Annotated in this window: 23 protein-coding genes; 15 read left to right on the top strand and 8 right to left on the bottom strand. The window is 28.9% G+C overall.

Annotated elements, in window-relative coordinates:
• The first annotated feature begins 8 nt into the window (after positions 1-8).
• The 3 genes from rpsF to rpsR are packed head-to-tail and all read left to right on the top strand — an operon-like array spanning position 9 to position 1,164.
• Complete coding sequence (gene rpsF, locus CJ670_RS03775; RefSeq protein ID WP_105911491.1) at positions 9-365, top strand: 30S ribosomal protein S6; 357 nt, start codon at positions 9-11, stop codon at positions 363-365.
• A gap of 23 nt (positions 366-388) precedes the next feature.
• On the top strand, positions 389-880 hold the full coding sequence (gene ssb / locus CJ670_RS03770; protein WP_105938898.1) for a single-stranded DNA-binding protein: 492 nt from the start codon (positions 389-391) through the stop codon (positions 878-880).
• A gap of 17 nt (positions 881-897) precedes the next feature.
• Complete coding sequence (gene rpsR / locus CJ670_RS03765) at positions 898-1,164, top strand: 30S ribosomal protein S18 (RefSeq protein WP_066156531.1); 267 nt, start codon at positions 898-900, stop codon at positions 1,162-1,164.
• Positions 1,165-1,242: 78 nt separating this feature from the next.
• On the opposite strand, the gene prfB is transcribed toward rpsR, so the two are convergent.
• The 4 genes from prfB to plsY form a co-directional block, all read right to left on the bottom strand.
• Complete coding sequence (prfB, locus tag CJ670_RS03760; RefSeq protein ID WP_105938897.1) at positions 1,243-2,340, bottom strand: peptide chain release factor 2; 1,098 nt, start codon at positions 2,338-2,340, stop codon at positions 1,243-1,245.
• A gap of 92 nt (positions 2,341-2,432) precedes the next feature.
• The gene (locus tag CJ670_RS03755; RefSeq protein WP_165785174.1) at positions 2,433-3,047 is read right to left on the bottom strand and encodes a c-type cytochrome; all 615 of its coding nucleotides are present in this window, start codon (positions 3,045-3,047) and stop codon (positions 2,433-2,435) included.
• Positions 3,048-3,102: 55 nt separating this feature from the next.
• Entirely contained in the window at positions 3,103-3,414 is a 312-nt protein-coding gene (locus tag CJ670_RS03750) for a dihydroneopterin aldolase (RefSeq protein ID WP_105938896.1), read from the bottom strand.
• On the bottom strand, positions 3,411-4,037 hold the full coding sequence (gene plsY, locus CJ670_RS03745; protein WP_105938895.1) for a glycerol-3-phosphate 1-O-acyltransferase PlsY: 627 nt from the start codon (positions 4,035-4,037) through the stop codon (positions 3,411-3,413). Before plsY ends, CJ670_RS03750 begins: the two co-directional genes overlap by 4 nt.
• Positions 4,038-4,128: 91 nt before the next feature.
• On the opposite strand from plsY, the gene nadA reads away from it, so the two are divergent.
• From nadA to ribD, 12 genes are all read left to right on the top strand, one after another.
• A complete protein-coding gene (gene nadA / locus CJ670_RS03740; protein WP_105938894.1) occupies positions 4,129-5,118 on the top strand; it encodes a quinolinate synthase NadA in 990 nt (329 codons plus the stop codon).
• The gene (nadC, locus tag CJ670_RS03735; RefSeq protein WP_105911485.1) at positions 5,115-5,936 is read left to right on the top strand and encodes a carboxylating nicotinate-nucleotide diphosphorylase; all 822 of its coding nucleotides are present in this window, start codon (positions 5,115-5,117) and stop codon (positions 5,934-5,936) included. The genes nadA and nadC overlap by 4 nt, the downstream gene beginning before the upstream one ends.
• A 2-nt stretch (positions 5,937-5,938) precedes the next feature.
• Entirely contained in the window at positions 5,939-6,925 is a 987-nt protein-coding gene (locus CJ670_RS03730) for a DHH family phosphoesterase (RefSeq protein ID WP_105938989.1), read from the top strand.
• The gene (locus CJ670_RS03725) at positions 6,918-8,303 is read left to right on the top strand and encodes a M23 family metallopeptidase (RefSeq protein WP_105938893.1); all 1,386 of its coding nucleotides are present in this window, start codon (positions 6,918-6,920) and stop codon (positions 8,301-8,303) included. Before CJ670_RS03730 ends, CJ670_RS03725 begins: the two co-directional genes overlap by 8 nt.
• Positions 8,300-9,211, top strand: coding sequence for a UDP-3-O-acyl-N-acetylglucosamine deacetylase (lpxC, locus tag CJ670_RS03720; protein WP_105938892.1), 912 nt, complete (start codon positions 8,300-8,302; stop codon positions 9,209-9,211). Before CJ670_RS03725 ends, lpxC begins: the two co-directional genes overlap by 4 nt.
• A 4-nt stretch (positions 9,212-9,215) precedes the next feature.
• The gene (locus CJ670_RS03715; RefSeq protein WP_105911482.1) at positions 9,216-9,668 is read left to right on the top strand and encodes a hypothetical protein; all 453 of its coding nucleotides are present in this window, start codon (positions 9,216-9,218) and stop codon (positions 9,666-9,668) included.
• Positions 9,669-9,813: 145 nt separating this feature from the next.
• Entirely contained in the window at positions 9,814-10,695 is an 882-nt protein-coding gene (gene thrB, locus CJ670_RS03710) for a homoserine kinase (protein ID WP_105911481.1), read from the top strand.
• Positions 10,696-10,732: 37 nt separating this feature from the next.
• Positions 10,733-10,999, top strand: coding sequence for a DUF448 domain-containing protein (locus tag CJ670_RS11085; protein ID WP_105911480.1), 267 nt, complete (start codon positions 10,733-10,735; stop codon positions 10,997-10,999).
• A complete protein-coding gene (infB, locus tag CJ670_RS03700) occupies positions 10,989-13,637 on the top strand; it encodes a translation initiation factor IF-2 (RefSeq protein WP_105938891.1) in 2,649 nt (882 codons plus the stop codon). The genes CJ670_RS11085 and infB overlap by 11 nt, the downstream gene beginning before the upstream one ends.
• Positions 13,637-14,002, top strand: coding sequence for a 30S ribosome-binding factor RbfA (gene rbfA / locus CJ670_RS03695; RefSeq protein ID WP_105911478.1), 366 nt, complete (start codon positions 13,637-13,639; stop codon positions 14,000-14,002). Before infB ends, rbfA begins: the two co-directional genes overlap by 1 nt.
• On the top strand, positions 13,999-14,427 hold the full coding sequence (gene rimP, locus CJ670_RS03690) for a ribosome maturation factor RimP (protein ID WP_105938890.1): 429 nt from the start codon (positions 13,999-14,001) through the stop codon (positions 14,425-14,427). The genes rbfA and rimP overlap by 4 nt, the downstream gene beginning before the upstream one ends.
• 13 nt (positions 14,428-14,440) lie before the next feature.
• On the top strand, positions 14,441-15,448 hold the full coding sequence (ribD, locus tag CJ670_RS03685) for a bifunctional diaminohydroxyphosphoribosylaminopyrimidine deaminase/5-amino-6-(5-phosphoribosylamino)uracil reductase RibD (protein WP_105938889.1): 1,008 nt from the start codon (positions 14,441-14,443) through the stop codon (positions 15,446-15,448).
• A gap of 45 nt (positions 15,449-15,493) precedes the next feature.
• On the opposite strand, the gene efp is transcribed toward ribD, so the two are convergent.
• From efp to CJ670_RS03665, 4 genes are all read right to left on the bottom strand, one after another.
• Entirely contained in the window at positions 15,494-16,054 is a 561-nt protein-coding gene (gene efp, locus CJ670_RS03680) for an elongation factor P (RefSeq protein WP_105911475.1), read from the bottom strand.
• A gap of 9 nt (positions 16,055-16,063) precedes the next feature.
• On the bottom strand, positions 16,064-17,653 hold the full coding sequence (gene serA / locus CJ670_RS03675; protein ID WP_105938888.1) for a phosphoglycerate dehydrogenase: 1,590 nt from the start codon (positions 17,651-17,653) through the stop codon (positions 16,064-16,066).
• Positions 17,654-17,663: 10 nt separating this feature from the next.
• Complete coding sequence (locus CJ670_RS03670; RefSeq protein ID WP_105911473.1) at positions 17,664-19,319, bottom strand: 30S ribosomal protein S1; 1,656 nt, start codon at positions 19,317-19,319, stop codon at positions 17,664-17,666.
• A gap of 64 nt (positions 19,320-19,383) precedes the next feature.
• Positions 19,384-20,223, bottom strand: coding sequence for a 4-hydroxy-3-methylbut-2-enyl diphosphate reductase (locus CJ670_RS03665; protein ID WP_105938887.1), 840 nt, complete (start codon positions 20,221-20,223; stop codon positions 19,384-19,386).

The raw sequence follows: 20,223 nt of genomic DNA, 5'->3' as shown, positions 1-20,223 counted from the left end.
GAGAATGAATGTCAAAATTAAAACATTATGAAACAATGTTTATTTTAAAGCCTACTTTAACTGAAGAAGAGACTGTAGCACAACTTGATGGAGTTAAAGCTCTATTTGAAAAAAATGGTGCAGAGATAGTTGCAACTGAAAATATTGGTGTTAAAGAGTTAGCATACGAAATCGAAAAATGTAAAAGAGGTTACTATTATGTAATCTATTTTAGAGCTCCAACAAATTCAATTTTAGAAATTGAAAGAAATTATAGAAACAACGAAGAGCTTATTAGATTTATGTTTATTAAATATGAAACTAAAAAAGAAGTTGGTTCTTGGACTAAAATGAGCGAAGAAGCTATAAAAAGAGCTTCAAAGTAAAACTTTAAAATAAGGAGCCTTTTATGTATAGCAAGACAATTATGGTTGGAAATCTAACGAGAGATATTGAATTAAAATATCTACCTAGCGGTTCAGCAGTTGCTAAAAGTTCAATTGCTTCATCTTATAAATATAAATCTCAAACAGGAGAACAAAAAGAAGAAGTTTGTTTTCTAGAGTTTAATATGTTTGGAAGAAGTGCAGAAGTTGCTAATCAATACTTAAAGAAAGGTTCTAAAGTTTTATTAGAAGGAAGATTAGTTCTTGAACAGTGGACTGCACAAGATGGAAGTTCTAGAAGCAGACACTCTTTAAGAGTTGAAGAGATGAAAATGTTGGATAGCAAAGGTTCAAATGAGGGTGGTTCTTATGGGAATAACTCTTATACTCAAGTTCCAAAAGAGCAGTATAATGAACCTTCATACAATCCAAATCAAGGTGCAGGAAAAGTAACTCAAGCAAGAGCTGAGCAAAATATTCCTGAAATCGATATCGATGACGAAATACCGTTTTAGAAAATAAGGAGTTAAAAATGGCTGAAAGAAGAAAATACGGAAAAAAATCTTGTAAATATACTGAAATGAAAGTAGATTTTATTGATTATAAAAATATTGAGCTTTTAAAAATTTCTATGAGTGAAAGAGGTAAAATTATGCCTAGAAGACTTACAGGAAATTCTAAAAATTCTCAAGAGATGGTAGAAAAAGCAATAAAAAGAGCAAGACATATGGCACTTGTTCCATATATTGTAGATACTCAAAATGTATCTGATAGTGCATATTCAAAATCATTTTTATAAGATTTTGTTGCAAAAATAGAAAAAGGCTAGAAGATTTTCTTCTAGCCTTTTTTATTTGTTTTATTTTTAATAAGAAGATTAGTTTGAGCTAGTAGCTATTAAAACATCTTCCATAATTTTTGTAATATCTCCATCTAAAATTGCTTCTACATTTGAATATCCAATATTGCTTCTACTATCTTTTACTTGTTGATATGGTTGTAAAACATAAGATCTAATTTGATGTCCCCATCCATTTTCACTTTTATCACCTGTATCTTTAGATGCTCTTTGTTTTTCAAGTTCAAGTTCATAAAGTCTAGATTTTAGCATTTTCATAGCACTTGCTTTATTTTTATGTTGACTTCTATCATTTTGACACTGAACAACAATATTTGTAGCAATATGAGTAATTCTAATAGCACTTTCAGTCTTGTTTACGTGCTGACCACCAGCACCACTTGCTCTATATGTATCAATTCTAATATCTTTATCTTCTATTACAATATCAATATTATCATCTATTTCAGGACTCACCATAACAGATGAAAAAGATGTATGTCTTTTTGCATTTGAGTCAAAAGGAGAGATTCGCACTAACCTATGAATTCCATTTTCTGTTTTCATATAACCATAAGCATTTTCGCCACGTATTACAAAGCTTACATCTTTTATTCCAGCTTCATCACCATTTTGATAATCAAGAACTTCAACTTTAAAATCATTTCTTTCAGCCCATCTTAAATACATTCTATATAATATGCTAGCCCAATCTTGAGATTCTGTTCCTCCAGCTCCTGGATGAATTGTCACAATTGCATTTAGTGTGTCATCTGGATTTGAAAGCATTACTGATATTTCGGTTGATTTAATTAAGTCTTCTAAATCTTCTGCTTCCTCATATAAAAGTTCTAAAGTATCTTCATCTTTTTCACTATTTGCCATCTCATAAAGTTCATTTGTTCCATTTAATGATTCATAAGCTTTATTAAATTTATTTAGTTTTCCTAAAATTCTATTTTTTTCTATTCCAATTTTTGTAGCGTTGTCAATATCATTCCAAAAATCTTGAGCTGATTCGAGCTCTATAATCTCTTGCAATCTTTTATTTAATAAATCAGGCTTTAAAATACCTTTTATGTTGTTTAGTTTTGTGTTAAGTAGTTTTAGAAGTTCTGAATATTCATAGGCATCCATATAGCTTTATCCTTTAGTTTTCTATTTTGAGGTTTTTAAATATGTTGTGAGTAAATAAAATATTATTTAAAGAGCAATATGCTCTTTAAAAATTATTGAATACTATCTAAATAAGCTTTGATACCTTTTATGCTTTTGTTATTTAAGAAATTAATATGAGCAGGTCCATAAATAGAACTTCTTTTCTCTTCACTAATTCCTAATTCATAATCTCTCAGAGCTTGTTCCATGTCTTTTTGGCTTACATTTTTAAGTTTTGAATTACCTCTTGTTTTATCACCTTTTTCTCCATGACAGCTTTGACATTGATTTGTATATAAAACTTTTGCATCAGCTAACATAGTTTCATTCGCTTTTTCAATAGCAGCTTGTTCTTCAGCTTCTTGTTTAGCTTCAAGCTTAGCAAGAATATTTGATTCCATTTGTTCTTGACTAATTCCAGATGGTGCAACACCAGCCATAGTTTTTCCATGATCTTGAGTTTTTAAGATATAAATATAACTAGAACCATTTATTTTAATATCATCAACAAGCCAACCCTTTTTTTTCATATCAGTAATAGAGTATTTTCCTCCACAAGCTCCACCATTTAGAGGAACAGTTTCAATAGTTGCCATAGATGGGTGGTTTTCTTTAAAGCACATAGTAGTGTCTGCTAAAAGAGAAGCTCCACATAATAGCGCACAAGAAGCAATAAATTTTTTCAAGATAAAATCCTTTTTTTAAAAATACAAGATTTTACCATAATTTTACTAAATTTTTTTAAGAAGAAATACTTACTATACAATCTTTTAAAATATTTGGTTTTGAGATTTTTAATTTAAGATTTTTTATTGTGTAAGTATTTTCTAGAAGTGTTTTTATTGTTTTTATTGCATCTTCAAGAAGTTCAAATTTATGCTCTTTCATAGTTTCTTTTACAAGATTTGCAACTTCTGAATAGTCTATGAAATTATCTTTGCTAAAATCATAATCAAAACTAAGGTTGATTATAACCTTTTGTTTTTTTACTCTCTCAAAATCAAGAATCCCAATAATACATTTAAAAGTAAGTTGTTCGATCTCTATTTTCATACTACTTTTTTCTCTTCACCTTTTAAAAGTCTTATAATATTTGGAATATGTTTGTATAAAATAATAAAAGCAATTAAATACATAGGTGCATTTGAACCTATATTTAAGCCATCATTTATAAAAATAGAGCTGATAATTACTGCAATTAGTGCTAAAAGTGAAGATAAAGATGATATTTTTAAAACTTTTGCACAAACAAACCAAACAATTGCACCAATTAGTGTAGAAATTGGAATTAAAACAATATAAACTCCAAGTCCTGTTGCAACACCTTTTCCGCCTTCAAGTCCTAAATAAATAGAATAACAGTGTCCTAAAACACTCAAAACAGCCATTGTCCAAAGAGTTTGTTCACTTAAATTAAAAATAAACATACCAACTAAAAGCAAAATTGTACCTTTTAGAGCATCTAAAATAACTGTTGCTATTCCTAATTTTTTTGCTAAACTAGGATTTGTTTTTTTTACTACTCTTAAAACATTTGTGGCACCAATACTTCTACTACCATCATTTTTTATATCAACACCAGCGAAAGTTTTTGCTAGTATCAAACCAAAAGGGATAGAACCTATTAAATATGCTAAAAGATAAAAAATTATATTTTCATTTGTAAAAAAATCCATCAATAACCTTTGTTGTTTTTAAAATTAAATGAGATTATAACTAAATTTTTGATATATTCTCACTTAATAAAATTTTTAAAAGGTAATATTATTGAATTATAAAGAAGAGATTTTAAAACTAAAAAAAGAGCTAGATGTTGTACTTGTAGCTCACTTTTATCAAAGAGATGAAGTATTTGAACTAGCTGATATAACTGGTGATAGTCTAGAATTGGCAAAAAAGGTTATGGAAAGTGACAAAGAATTTGTTGTATTTTGTGGTGTTGGATTTATGGGAGAGAGTGCAAAAATCTTAAATCCACAAAAAAGAGTTCTAATGCCAAGAATTGCTTGTTGTGCAATGGCTAGAATGATAGATGAGAGCTATTTTTTAGAAAACTTAAAAAAAATGAATGAAGCTGGAATATCAAATGATGATATTTTACCAATTACTTATATTAACTCAAGTGCAAGTGTAAAAGCTAGAGTTGGAGAAATGGGTGGGATGGTTTGTACATCTTCAAATGCTTACAAAATAATTGAAAAAGGTTTAAAATCTGGTAAAAAAATATTTTTTGTTCCTGATAGATGTTTAGGACAAAATTTTGCAAAAAGTTTAGGATTGAAATCAGCAGTTATTGGAGATGGAACAAATTTAAAAGATGCTGATATTATTTGTTATAACGGTTTTTGTAGTGTTCATCAACAATTTAATATTGATGATATAGATTTTTATAGAGAAAAATATCCAGATATTATTGTAGCTGTGCATCCAGAGTGTGATCCAGCTGTTTGTGATAAAGCTGATTTTGTTGGTTCAACTTCTCAATTAATAAAATTTATAAAAGAGCTACCAGTTGAGCAAAAAGTTGTTGTTGGAACAGAGTTTAATATGGTTAATAGATTAAGAGAGAAAAATACATATATTTTAAGTTCAACAAAACCAGAGTGTCCTACTATGAATGAGACAACTTTAGAGCATGTTTATTTGACTTTAAAATCTATAAAAGAGAATAAAATAAGTGAATTATCAGAGATAAAAGTAGATGAAAAGACAAGATATTGGGCAAAAATAGCTCTTGAAAGGATGTTCGAAATATGATTCATATTAAAAGGTTTGTAAAGCAAGCAATAACAGAAGACAACGGAAGAGGAGATTTATTTTATGATATTGCTCCTGATGGAAAATTTACAGCAAAAATTGTTTCTAAAAGCAATGGAGTATTAGCTGGGGTTAAATATGTTCAAATTTTGGCTCAAACAGAAAAAATAAAAGTTGAGTTTTTGAAAAAAGATGGTGACAAAATACAAGCTGGAGATATTTTAGCAAAACTAGAAGGAAAAGCTTCAAAATTACTTTCAAGTGAGAGAACTTTTTTGAATATGCTTCAACACGCAAGTGGAATAGCTACAATGGCTAGTAAATTTGTTGAAAAACTAGATGGTTTTGATGTTGTTTTACTAGATACTAGAAAAACACGACCACATTTAAGAGATTTTGAAAAGTATGCTTCAAGAGTTGGAGGAGCAATAAATCATAGATTGGGTCTTGATGATTGTTTGATGCTTAAAGATACGCACCTTAGAACTATTGAAAATTTAGCAGAATTTGTAAAAATAGCAAGAAAAAGAATATCTTGGGTTACAAAAATAGAAATTGAGTGTGAAACTTTTTCTCAAGTTGAAACAGCTATGGAAGCTGGAGCTGATATTATAATGTGTGATAATATGACATTCCAACAAATAAAAGATGTTGTAAAATATAGAGATGATAAATATCCTCATATTTTGGTAGAAGCTAGTGGGAATATAAATCTTGACACTATTCAAGAGTATGCAAAAACAGGAGTTGACGCTGTTAGTAGTGGAAGTATAATTCATCAAGCAACTTGGCTTGATTTTTCAATGAGAGTTGATTGATTTTGAAAAAAGATTTTATTTTGAGTAATAAAATAGATATGAGTTTGTATCCAAAAGCTTTAGAATTAATAGAAAAAAGTAGATACATTTTAATAATAACTCATGTAAATCCAGATCCTGATTCTATTGGGAGCGCTTTGGCTTTATCAAATTTATTTGCAGAAAATAAAATCAAACATAAAGTTTTTAATATTAGTTCTGATTTACCAAAAAATTTAGATTTTTTAAATAGATTTGATAAAATTACAAATATTTTACCACCTTTTTATGATTTAGCTATTTGTGTTGATTGTGGAACTTATAAAAGGCTTGGATTTGATTTACCAAAAGATATACCTCTTATAAATTTTGACCATCATGCTTCAAATAATAATTTTGGGACAATAAATATAGTAGATCCATATAAAAGTAGTACAGCTGAGATTGTTTTTGAATTTTTTAAACATAATGGATTAAACATATCAAAATATAGTGCTCAATCACTTTATTGTGGAATATATGATGATACTTTGGCATTTTCTTTAGGAAGATGTGATGAAGAGACTTTTAAAAAAGTTAACTTTTTAGTTGAATGTGGTGCTAGTCCATCATTTATTGCAAATAAGCTTTTAAGAAGAGATAGTTTGGCAAAATACAGAATCATTCCAAAAGTTTTAGATAGTTTAGAGCTTCACAAAGATGGAGAAATAGCTACTATTTATGCTCTTGAAGAGTGGTTTAAAACTACTGGTGCACACAGTCGAGATTGTGAAGATGCTCTTGATATGATTATGAGTATGCAAATTGTAAAAATTGCATTTTTTATACGATTTATAAATGGAGCTTGTAGAGTATCTTTGAGGTCTAAAAATGAACTTGATGTCTCAAAAATAGCTTCTATTTTTGATGGTGGTGGACATTTTAACGCATCAGGATGTACAATAGATACAAAAGATGTAGAAGTTGCAAAAAATTTAGTATTAAAGGAAGTTATAAAATATTATGGATAAAAAAAGCGGATTATTATATATAAGTATTTCGGTTATGATTGTTGTTGTTATTGTTTTAGGCGTTATTTTAACTTTGGATAGAGAAGAACCAAATATTTATGTTCAAACAGAAGTTAATCAAAAAGATATTTATTGGAATTTACAAACTCCAATAAGAGTTGAAGTTGCAGATAAAAGTAAGTTAAAATCTTTTGAAACAATATTAATAGATGAGCAAAAAGAGTTTGTTTTAGAAAATGAGTTAATAAATGAAGATCCAAATAGTGGAATTTTGACTTTTGAAATAAAACCTTTTAAGCCAACAGATGGATTTAAAGCTACAAATGCGATTTTAAGAGTAAAAGCAAAAGATAGTAGTAGTTGGAACTTTTTTGGTGGAAATGAAGCTGTTAATGATACAAATTTAATAATTGATAGAAGATCTCCACAAGCTAGTGTTATTTCAAATTCATATATGATAAAACAAGGTGGTAGTGGAATTTTAATTGTTGAAATAAATGATGAAAATCTAAAAGATTATTATGTTACATTCAACGATGAAGTTATTTTTGAACTTTTTCCATTTCATAAAAAAAATTTTTATATCTCAATTATTACATGGCCAATAGATTTAACAGACTTTAAAGGTGTTAAAGTTGTTGCTATTGATATGGCAGGAAATAAAGCTTCTGCAAAAATACCTTTTTATTATGATAGATTTAAAGAAAAAATTGATAATTTAAATATTAGTGATGATTTTATTTATAGTGTTAGTAAAAATGTTTTAGAACTTAGTAATATGGAGATTCCTACAAATGCTGCTGAAATTTTTGTAAAAGCAAACAAAGATTTAAGAGCAAAAAATCTAGCAACTATGAGAAATGTTGTAATCAAGAATTTTGCAGATAGTCAAAATATGCCTTTTGATGTTAAAACTTTTATAAGAATGACAAATGCAAAAACATTTGCAATGTTTGGAGAGAGAAGACACTATTTTTATAATAATGAAAAAATAGATGAAGCTTGGCATTTAGGAATGGATTGGGCTAGTGTAAAAAGAGCAAGTATTGTTACAACAAATCCTGGTAAAGTTATATTTAGAGGTTATTTAGGAATTTATGGAGAGAGTATTATTATTGACCATGGTTTAGGAATAGCATCTCTTTATGCACATACAAGTGCTCAAAGTGTTGATGTAGGAGATATTGTTGTTGCTGGACAAGAAATTGGAAATACAGGTTCTACTGGAGCTGTTTTTGGAGATCATTTACACTTTGGAATTTTAATTCAAGGAATTGAAGCAAATCCAAATGAGTGGTTGGATTCAAATTGGATGAAATTAAATCTTACAAATACAATAAATAGTGCAATAAAAATTATAGATGGAAACAAAAAATGAAACAAAGAACAATAAAGAGTGATATTGAAATTGTTGGAATAGGACTTCATAAAGGAGTTCCTGTAAAAATGAGATTAGAGCCTTTACCATCAAATAGTGGAATTATAATATATAGAAGTGATGCAGGAGTTACAATTCCTTTAAAAAAAGAGTATGTGGTTGATACAAAAATGGCAACAGTTTTAGGAAAAGATGGAGTAATAGTTTCAACTATTGAACATCTTTTATCTGCAATTTATGCTTATGGAATTGATAATTTAAGAATTGTTTTAGATAATGATGAAATTCCAATTTTAGATGGAAGTGCTTCTGGATATTGTATGCTAATTGAAGAGGCTGGGATACAAGAGCAAGAAGAGGGAAAAAAAGCAATAAAAATCAAAAAAGAGGTTGTTGTAACAACAGAAGATGGAAAAAGAGTAAGTCTAAAACCATCAAATAGAATTGTTTATGATTTTGAGATTAAATTTAATCATCCAGCAATTGGGCAACAAAAATTCCATTTTGATTACTCAATTGAAGAGTATAAAGAGAGTATTGCAAAAGCTAGAACATTTGGATTTTTACATGAAGTTCAATATTTAAGAAGTATTGGTTTAGCACTTGGTGGAAGTATGGAAAATGCTATAGTTTTGGATGAAATAAAGATTCTAAATCCAGAAGGTCTTAGATATGAAGATGAATTTGTAAGACATAAAATCCTTGATGCAATTGGAGATATGGCACTTTTAGAGTATACAATGATTGGTGAGTATCAAGCTGTTGCTGGAAGTCACCATTTGAATCATCTTTTGACAAAAAAACTTTATGAAGATAAAGAAAATTATGAAATCATTGATTTAGAAGAGGCAAGTAGTGAAGCTGAAGTGTTTGAACTTGCATTTGCAAAACAGTTAAGTGCAGAGTAAAAATTTGATAGAAATTTTAGTTATAACTATTTCAAAACCACTTTTAATTGGTGTTTATAAAGATAAACAACTTTTAAGACAAATAGAGCAAAATGGTTTAACATCTGATGAATTGCCAATTTTATTTAAAGATTTATTAGAAGAATTTAATGTAAAAACTATAATTTATGTAAATACACCGGGTTCATTTATGTCTATTAAAATTGCTTATATATTTTTAAAAACTATAACTATGATAAAAAATATTGAGTTTCTAGCAGCAAATGGATTTCTTTTTAATCAAAATTCTCCAATAAAAGCATTAGGAAAAAAATATTTTATAAATGAAAATAAAGAGATTAAAGTAGATTTTTTGCCAAATATGTGTAAAATCTCGGATTTTAAATTACCAAAGAGTTTAGAAAATATAGATTTTTCTAAAGATACTTTGCCAATATATAATTTACCCGCTGTATAAAGGCTTCATTTTGAAGCTCTTTAGGTTTTTCTCATAGAGAGTTTAACAACTAGCTACTTTTAGGAGATTTTTAATCTAGGCTATAAAAAGTAGTTATAAAAGATTCGGTTCCTTTTTAAATGGAACCATTTAAAAAGGAGAATATTTGAGAATTAGTGTTCCAGCAACTAGTGCCAATTTAGGGCCTGGATTTGACTGTTTAGGATTAGCTTTAAACTTAAAAAATCAAGTAATAATCAGACCATCAAAATTTCATAGTGTATCTTTAAAAGGTGAAGGTTCAAATAATCCTGCATTAAAAGATAATAATATGTTTATATCTATTTTTAATGACTTTTACTACAATTTGACACAAAAAAAGAGACATTTTAGATTTGAATTTTTTAATGAAATACCACTTTCAAGAGGTTTAGGAAGCTCTTCTGCTGTTATTGTTTCTGCAATTGCTAGTGCTTATGCAATTGAGGGAATAAAAGTAGAAAAAGAGAGACTTTTGAATCTATCTTTGGCATACGAAAGTCATCCTGATAATATAACACCAGCTGTTATGGGTGGATTTAATGTGGCAAGTGTACATGAAAATGAGGTAAAATTTATAAATAAATCAATTCCTAGAACTTTAAAAGCAGTTGTTGTTGTACCAAATAGACCAATTTCAACTACATTATCAAGAAAAACTCTTCCATATAAATATTCAAAAGAGGATACAATTTTTAATATATCTCATTCATCACTTTTAACGGCTGCGTTTATGAGTGAAAATTGGGAGATGTTAAAGTATGCATCAGCTGATATGGTTCATCAACAATTTAGAATGAGACATATGCCAGAACTATTTGAAGTACAAAAAACAGCTCTGAAAAATGGTGCTTTAATGAGTACTCTTTCTGGTTCGGGTTCTACATTTTTCTCAGTAGCCTATAGTGAAGATAGTCAAAAGCTTGAACTTGCTTTAAAAGAGAAATTTTCTCATTTTAGAGTAATGAGTGTAGATTTTGATAACAATGGTGTAAAAATTGAAATTTAATTATTTTATATTATTAAGAAAAATTTAGGTATAATATTTGGCTAATTTGAAAATAATCTTAAGAACTTGCATATTTTGTAGGAAAAAGCTCGAACAAAAGGAGCTTTTAAGATTTAAATGTTCAAATAAACAGTTATCAGTTTATGATAACATTGGAAGAAGCTTTTATATTTGCCAGCCATGTAAAGTTGATTTCTTGGTTAAGAAAGATATTAAAAGATATGAAAAAGCACTTTGTAGAGAGTGCAAAAACAAAGATAAGTATGTTATACAATTTGAGGAGATTTTATTAGATGTCAGATAAAGTAAGAGTTTTTGAGATTGCAGAAGAAGCTGCATCAACAAGCGCTGAGGTTATGCAAAAAGCGAAAGAGCTAGGGATAGATTTGAAAACGGCACAAGCTACTGTGTCTTATGCGGATGCGGAAGAGATTACACAGTATATAATGACTGGAAAAAGTTCTAGAATTAAAGAACCAGTAGAGGAAAAAGTTTCTAAACCTGAAAAAGAGATAGAAATAAATCAAGTGCCTGATGTAAAAGCTTTAGAAATAAATGATAAAGAGCAAGTAGTTGACAACTCAATAAAAACTGAAATCACAAAACCAGCTATTTCAAAACCTGTTTTAAAAACAGAAGAAAATATTACTAAACTAAATGATGAAGATAATATAATCAATCCTACAAAAGTTGTTCCAAAAAGAAAAGGTCTTGTAATCATTAAGAAAAAAAGACCAGAAGAGCCAGAGGTAAAAGTTGTAAAAGAAGATTTTGAAGTTAAAAAAACTCAAAAATCTTTAAGTGATATTTTTGGTGAAAACGAAGAGAAAAATTTTGAAAAAAATAATAGAGTAAGAGAAGACAACCAAAGAAATCAAAAAGTAAAAAAAGAGAAAAAGAAAACTCCTACAAAAGCTCAAGATCATGGAAGAAGATTAGAAGTTTCTCATAGCAATGAAGAGTTTAGAAGTAGTGATGATTCTCTTTTGGGAGATGAAGTTGTTCTTCTTGATATGGGATTACAAGATAATTTTAAAATATTCGATGAACCAAAACCTGTAAATACAGCAAATCACTCAAGAAGTTCAAAACCAGCAGCTTTTGGGAATACTCCAACAGGACTTAAAAGAAGAAAAAGAAAGAAAAGAATTGTAAGAGTTCAAGAGGCAGAAGATGTAACTTATGTTGTAATTCCTGAAGATATTAGAGTTTATGAATTTGCTGAAGCTTGTGGAAAAACTACATCTGAAGTTATTACTGTACTATTTAACTTAGGAATGATGGTTACAAAAAATGACTTCTTAAAACAAGATGAATTAGAAATACTTGGAGAAGAATTAGGTATTGAAGTAACTGTAAAAGATGCATTAGAAGATGTAAATTATGAAGAGAGTTATAACGAAGAGATTGATACTAAATCATTTGTAACAAGACCTCCAGTTGTAACAATCATGGGACATGTTGACCATGGTAAAACATCTTTATTGGATAAAATTAGAAGTTCAAAAGTAGCTTCAGGAGAAGCTGGTGGAATTACACAGCATATAAACTCTTATACAATCACAAAAAATGGACAAAAAATTACTTTTGTTGATACTCCAGGACACGAAGCATTTAGTGCAATGAGAACAAGAGGAGCAAATGTTACAGATATTATTATTATAGTTGTAGCTGCTGATGATGGAGTAAAGGCTCAAACAGAAGAGGTAATTTCTCATGCAAAAGCTAGTGGTTGCCCAATTATAGTAGCTATGAATAAAATGGACAAAGAGACAGCAAATCCAGATATGGTAAAAGCTCAAATGGCTGAAAAAAATCTAACTCCTATTGATTGGGGTGGTGATATAGAGTTTATTGGAGTATCTGCAAGAACTGGAGATGGTGTTGAAGATTTACTTGAAAATATCTTAATACAATCGGAACTTCTTGATCTAAAAGCTGATCCTACTGCTAAAGCAAAAGTAACTGTTATAGAATCTTCTTTAGAAAAAGGAAGAGGACCTGTTGCAAATATTATCGTTCAAAATGGAACTTTAAGAGTTGGAGATAATATTGTTTGTGATACTACTTTTGGAAGAGTAAAAGCTATTACAAATGATATGGGAGAAATTGTAAAAGAGTTAGGACTTAGCGAAACTGGAACTGTTTTAGGTCTAAATGAAGTACCAACAACTGGTTCAAGTTTAGTTGCAATGGACAGTGAAAAAGAAGTAAGAGATATTGCAACAACAAGAGCTGAACACGCAAGATCAAAAGAGTTATCAAAATCTACAAAAGTATCACTTGAAGAGCTGAGTGGATTAATAGCTGAAGGTAAAATTAAACAATTACCAGTAATTATTAAAGCAGACGTTGGTGGTTCTTTAGAAGCAATTAAAGGTTCTTTAGAAAAAATTGCAAATGATGAAGTAAAAGTAAAAGTTATTCATTCAGCTGTTGGTGGAATTACTGAAAGTGATATAGTTTTAGCAAGTGCTAGTGAAGGTTGTATAATCTTAGGATTTAATGTTCGACCTACAGGAGCAATAAAGGCTAAAGCAAAATCTGATGGAGTTGAGATAAATACATACTCAATTATCTATGATTTACTTGATGACGTAAAAAATACTCTATCTGGGATGATGAGCGCTATTATAAGAGAAGAGAATACTGGTCAAGCAGAAGTTAGAGAGACATTTGTTGTACCAAAAATAGGAACTGTTGCTGGATGTTTAGTAACAGATGGTAAAGTAATAAGAGGCGGTCATGCTAGAATTATTAGAGATGGAATTGTTACATATACTGGAAAAATTTCATCACTAAAAAGATTTAAAGATGATGCAAAAGAAGTTGCTAGTGGATATGAGTGTGGAATTATGTTCGATAAATTCAATGATATAAAAGTTGGAGACTATATTGAGACATTTATTCAAATTGAAGAGAAAGTAAAAATTGACAATTAATGAAAAGTATAAATCTTCAAAGAACTGAATCCTTATTGATGGAGCTTATACCTCAAGCTCTGTCGCAACTACAAAATAGTAAAATAAACTCTTTACCAATAACAGGTGTAAACTGTAAGAACGGAAAATACGATGCAATTGTATATTTTGATGGTAGTGATTTTGATAAAAATGAGGTAAAAGAGGTAATTGAATCTCTAAAAAAAGCAAATGGAAGAATAAAAAGTGATGTATTGGCAAGTACTGGATGGTATAAATGTCCAAATTTTAAATTTGAACTAGATACATCTTTAGAAAAATCAAAAAATATCGAAGACCTATTTGCAAAAATAAAAAAAGATAAAATAAAAAGTGAAAAAGAATGAATTTAGAAGAGCAAATTAAACTAATAGTTGAAAATAGTGGGCTAAAGCTTTATGATATTGTTACAAAAAAAGAGCATGAGAGAAATATTTTTAGAGTTGTTGTAACATCAAAAGATGGTGTAAATTTAGATAAATGTGCTGAAATTTCAAGATTAATATCTCCAATTTTAGATATTGATGAGCCAATGGGTGGAAAATATAATCTTGAAGTAAGTTCTCCTGGTATTGAAAGAAAATTAAAAAAACCAGAACATTTTATAGCAAGTGTTGGTGAAAAAGTAAGAGTAAAAAATATTGAAACAGATAGTTTTAAAGGTGAACTTTTGAATGCTGACAACAAAAAAATAACTATAAAAACAGAGCTTGGAGAAGAAGAAATTACTTATGATAATATCTTAAGTGCTGCAACATATTTTGAGTGGTAAAAAGTAGTTTTTTATGAAGATTGATGATAATTTCTATATGAAATTAGCCATTGATGAGGCTTGGAAATATCAACTTTTAACCTACCCAAATCCTGCAGTTGGGTGCGTTGTTGTTAAAGATGGAAAGCTTATAGCAATAGAGGCTCACAAAGAGGCTGGATTTGCTCATGCTGAAATAAATGCACTAAAAACCGCATTTCTTACACAAGAACCAAATTCTGTTCTAAAAATAAAAAATAAAAGTTCTGAAATACACGAGTATTTAATAAAAAATCATAATAACTTCTTTAATGATTGTGAAATTTATACAACTTTAGAGCCTTGTAATCATGATGGAAAAACACCATCTTGTGCAAATTTATTATCAATTTTAAAACCAAAAAGAGTAATTATTGGCTCAATTGATACAAACAAAATTGCAAGTGGTGGTATAAAAACTTTAGAAAATAAAAACATAAATATTACAACAAAAGTTTTAGAAAAAGAGTGTGAAAATCTTTTAATCCCTTTTAAATCTTGGCAAAATAAAACTTGTATATTTTTCAAAATGGCACAAACTTTAAATGGTTCAATAGATGGTCAAATAAGCTCACAAAGAGCAAAACTATATGTTCATATGCTTAGAGATAAGATTGACCTTCTAGTGATTGGTGGAAACACTGTACGAACTGATAAACCAACTTTGGATACAAGATATATAAAGGGAGCTGAACCAGATGTTTTTATTTATAGTAAAAATAAGCTTTTTTCTCAAAATATACCACTTTTTAACGTAGCAAATAGAAATGTAATCATTAGCGATGATCTATTTAAACTACTTGATTATAAGTTTATTATGGTTGAGGGTGTTTATAATCTTCTTGATATTTTAAAAGATAAAATAGATTTTTTTATTCTAATAATAAGCCCAAAAATTAGAAATGGGATTAATGCTTTAAATGAACTAAATATAGATTTTGAAATATTGCACGAAAACTATTTGGGAGATGAAAAGATAGTTTTTTTAAAAAAGAAGAGTTAATATATTGAAATTTGATAAAAAGCTAGAGTAAATCTAGCTTTTTAATTATTTTACTTTTTCTAAGTATTCACCAGTTCTAGTGTCAACTTTGATTACATCACCTTCAAGAATATGAAAAGGAATTTGTACAACAGCCCCTGATTCTAAAGTAGCTGGTTTTCTTCCACCTTGAGAGTCACCTTTGAAGTTTGGTGGAGTCTCTACAATTTTTAGTTCAACTACCATTGGAGGCTCAACTGTAATAGCTTTTCCGTTGAAATACATCATATCTACTTGCATTCCATCTATTATCCAATCAAAAGCTTCTCCGACTTGTTCGTAAGTTAAACCCTCTTGCTCATAATTTGAAGTATCCATAAATTGTAATAATTCACCATCATCATATAAAAATTGCATCTGTTTTTGTTGTAAATTTGGAGTTTCACATTTATCACCAGCGTGGAAAGTTTTTTCAATAGTTTTTCCATTTAAAAATGATTTAATTTTTGCTCTTACAAATGCAGCACCTTTTCCAGGTTTTACATGTTGATACTCTACAATTTTATATGGAATTCCCTCAACTTCAATCTTAAGACCTTTTTTTAATTCGCTCATTCCAATTGCCATTTTTACTCCTTATATTTCAGCATAAGCAACAGCAATGCTAGCTTCTAAATTATCAAGTTCGCTAGTTACTTTTGAGTTTGCTTTTTCATCTATTAATATAACTGCTAATGCAGTTCCTTCTTTACCACGACTAAGTCTGAAGTCAGATATGTTGATACCGTTTTCACCCAAAATATTTCCAACTTTTCCTACAACACCTGGAATATCTTTGTTTTTCATAATAATCATTTTACCTTTTGGTTCAACATCAATAGCAAAACCATCAAGATTAACAACTCTTTGAACATCATCACCAAATACAGTTCCAGATATAGTTTTTACACCTTTTGCATTTGTTATTTTAACAGATACTTTATTTTTATAACCACTGCTATTTGTTAATTTCTTAGTAGTTAATTCTATATTTTTCTCTTTAGCAATAAAGTTTGCATTTACATAGTTTACACTACTGCTACTAGCACTTGCACTTAAAACTCCAACACTTGCAAAAGTTTGTAAAGATTCAACAAATTCAGCTAATTCACCCTCTGCACTTACTTCAATAGCTCTAATTTCGCTTTTACTAATTTGTGCTAGTAAAAATGCCATTTTTTGAGTTAATTCAATATATGGTTTTACAAATGAAGGAATTTTGCTCTCATCTATTGGAAGGTTTAATGCATTTGGATATGATATTCCTCTTGCACTTTCTATTGCATTGTTTGCACTTTGAATAGAGATCTCTTTTTGACTCTCTTTTGTATTTGCTCCAAGATGTGCTGTTAAAGTTACATTTGGTAAATCTAAAAGTGGATGAGAAGTTGCTGGCTCTTTTTTGAATACATCAATTCCTGCCATTGCAATTTTTCCATTTTTTAAATTTTCTACAAGTGCTTCTTCATTGTATAATCCACCTCTTGCGCAGTTTATTAATACAACACCATCTTTCATCTTTTTTATCTCATCGAAACTAATCATATCGATAGTATCTTTGTTTTTTGGAGTATGAATTGTAATAATATCACAAGCTAATATGTCTTCAAAATTTGTAGTATAAGTAATACCTAAATCAGTTGCTTTTGTGCTTGGAATAAATGGGTCATAAGTAATAACATCCATTTCAAATGCTTTTGCTCTTAAAGCAACTCTGTGACCAATATTTCCAAAACCAATAACACCTAGTTTTTTACCATAAAGCTCATTTCCATACCAATCTTCTCTTTTCCAAACTCTATCAATTTTTAATTGATTGTGAGCATATGGAAATTTTCTCATACAAGATAACATATGAGCCATTGTAAGTTCAACTGCTGCTATTGTGTTTGCAGTAGGAACATTCATAGCAATTATTCCTCTTTTACTGCAACCTTCAATATCAACATTATCATAACCAACACCAGCTCGTATAATTGCTTTTAAATTAACTGCTGCATTTAAAAATTTTTCATCAACATCTGTTGAAGATCTAGTAATTGCAACATCTGCATCTTTTATAATATCTAATAGTTTTACTTTATCAACATCAGCTGCAAATACATAATTTATATCTTCTGTTTTTTCTAAAATTTTTAATCCAGCTTCGTGAATATGATCACAAACTACAATTGTTTTTTTACTCATTAAAATATTCCTACTTTTTGAATTGATCTTTTATAGCATCACCCAAAGTCATAGACATATCATCATTTACAGACTTTAGAATATCTCTTTCTTGTTGTTGCTCTAATCTTCTTATAGATAATCTAACTCTATTTTTTTTAGTGTCAATATTTATAACAACAGCTTCAATTTCATCACCAATTGATACTTCATCAATATTTAATGGACCAAAATCTTCAGTTCTTACAAGTCCATCTAGGTTGTTTTCAAGTTTTATAAATAGACCGAAATCTTTTTTATCTTTTATAGCACCTTTTACAATATCACCAATTTTGTATTTGTCTTGGAAATCTTTTGCAGGAGAAGTAGCTATTTCTTTGATAGAAAGTGAGATATTTTCTTTTTCTCTATCTATTTTGATAATTTTAACTTCAACTTCATCGCCTTTTTTGAAAAGATTTTTACATTTACTATTTGGCTCCCAACTTGACTCTTCATTGTGAAGTAATCCATCAACATCACCTATAGTAACAAAAGCTCCAAATTCAGTTAAAGTTGCAATTTTTCCTTTTAAAACATCTCCAACTTTGTGAGAGTTTACAAATTTATTAAATGGTTTTTCTTGAAGGTTTTTTAAACTAACTCTTAATCTTTTTTGGTCAAAGTTTAGCTCAATTACTTCAACATTTATCTCATCACCAATGTTTAAAATCTCTTTTGGATTTTTGATATTTTTATTCCATGAAAGTTCTGAAATATGTAAAAGTCCTTCTATATCATTTCCTAAATCAACAAAAGCACCATAAGATTCAAAATTTGAAACAGTTACAGTAATAGTATCACCAACTTCTAATCTATCTTTTATCTCTTCCCATGGATTTGATAAAGCAGCTTTGATCGATAGGCTTAAATGTTGTTTATTTTTATCATAAGATAATACAATAACAGAAACAGTATCTCCTTCTGAGTAATAGTTTGCAGGATTTACAGGACCTTTATAAGAAATCTCATTGTAGTTTACAAGACCATCTATTCCACCTAAATCTACAAACATTCCATAAGAAGTAATTTTTTTAATAACTCCATCAATTGGCTCTTTATTCTCTAAAATTTCAGCAATTTTGCTATCTTTTACAGATTTACTCTCTTCAATTAATTTTTTTCTTGAAACAATAATTGAGCTTTGATTTTTGTTTACTTTAATAACTTTTGCTTTTATTGTTTTTCCAATAGCACCAATAGTTTTCATGTAAGATTGAGCTAGAGGCATAAAGTATTCACAACCATCTGTATCTTCAAGAGTGAAACCACCTCTTTGTTTAACAGATACTATTTTAGCTTCAATAGTAACATCTTCAAAGTTTTCACCATGAGTAGCTATAAAGTTATTAAACTTCTCTCTTTGTAGTACTTTTCTATGAGAAATACTAGGTCTTTCACCTCTGCTTCCCATAAGCATAACAGGAATTGTATCTCCAACTTTATACTTTAATTCACCATTTGTTGTAATTTCAGATACTGACAATAAACCTTCTATTTTTTGTCCAACATCAACTAAAACTCTCTCATCATTTATATCAACAATTACACCATCAACCACAGAGTTATTCTCTGATTGTTCAAAAGACTCATTTAGCATTTGCTCAAAGTCAAAGTCTTCACCTAAATCTATATCTTCCATACGCATTTTGTACCTTCTTTGTTTACCAGTTTATTTAAAATAGCAAGATTGTACAAAAAAATCGCTTAAATTATGGTTTAAAACTCTTTATTTTATCACATACTTTTTGAATAACCCAGTCAGGCGTACTCGCACCTGCAGTGATTCCACAGAATTTTTTATCTTTAAACCAAGAAATTTCAAGATCTTGTTCATTTTCTATTAAATATGAATCTTCACAATTTTCAAGACAAATAGAGTGAAGTTGTTTTGTATTTGATGAGCTTTTTCCACCAATTACAATCATAACATCAGATTTTATTGAGATATCTTTTGCTGCATCTTGGTTTTCAAAAGTTGCATCACAAATTGTATTAAAAACTCGCACTTCTTTATTTTTTAGAATTAGCTCATTTATGATTTCTAGGTAAGTCTCTTTTTTCTTTGTAGTTTGTGCAACACAAGCAATTTTATTATTTTTAAATTTTATATTTTTTAAATCTTCAGTGCATAATATTATATGAACATCATCTAAATCGCAAGCATAAGATTTAACACCTTTTACTTCAGGATGCTCAATATCTCCAAAAATAAGAATAGAGTAACCCTCTTTTGACATATTTTTTACTATATTTTGTGGAGTTGTTACAAATGGGCAAGTAGCATTTATAACTTTCTTAACTCCTTTTTTAAGATCTCTTAAATCATTTTTTGGAATACCATGAGTTCTAATAATAACAGTATCATCTGGTTTTGCATCACTTAAGTTTGAGTAAAGTCCAACATTAAAATCTTTTTTTAATCTATTTATCTCATCTTCATTATGAATAAGTGGTCCCATAGTTGCACTATTTTCATATTTTTGTGCAATTTCAATAGCTCTTTTTACTCCAAAACAAAAACCATAGCTACTCGCTAGTTCTATTTTCAA

This window comes from Arcobacter cryaerophilus gv. crypticus (genome assembly GCF_002993025.1).
GTDB lineage: Bacteria > Campylobacterota > Campylobacteria > Campylobacterales > Arcobacteraceae > Aliarcobacter > Aliarcobacter cryaerophilus_B.
The sequence above is the reverse complement of the archived record's forward strand: the minus strand, read 5'-3'. Positions and strand labels throughout refer to the sequence as shown.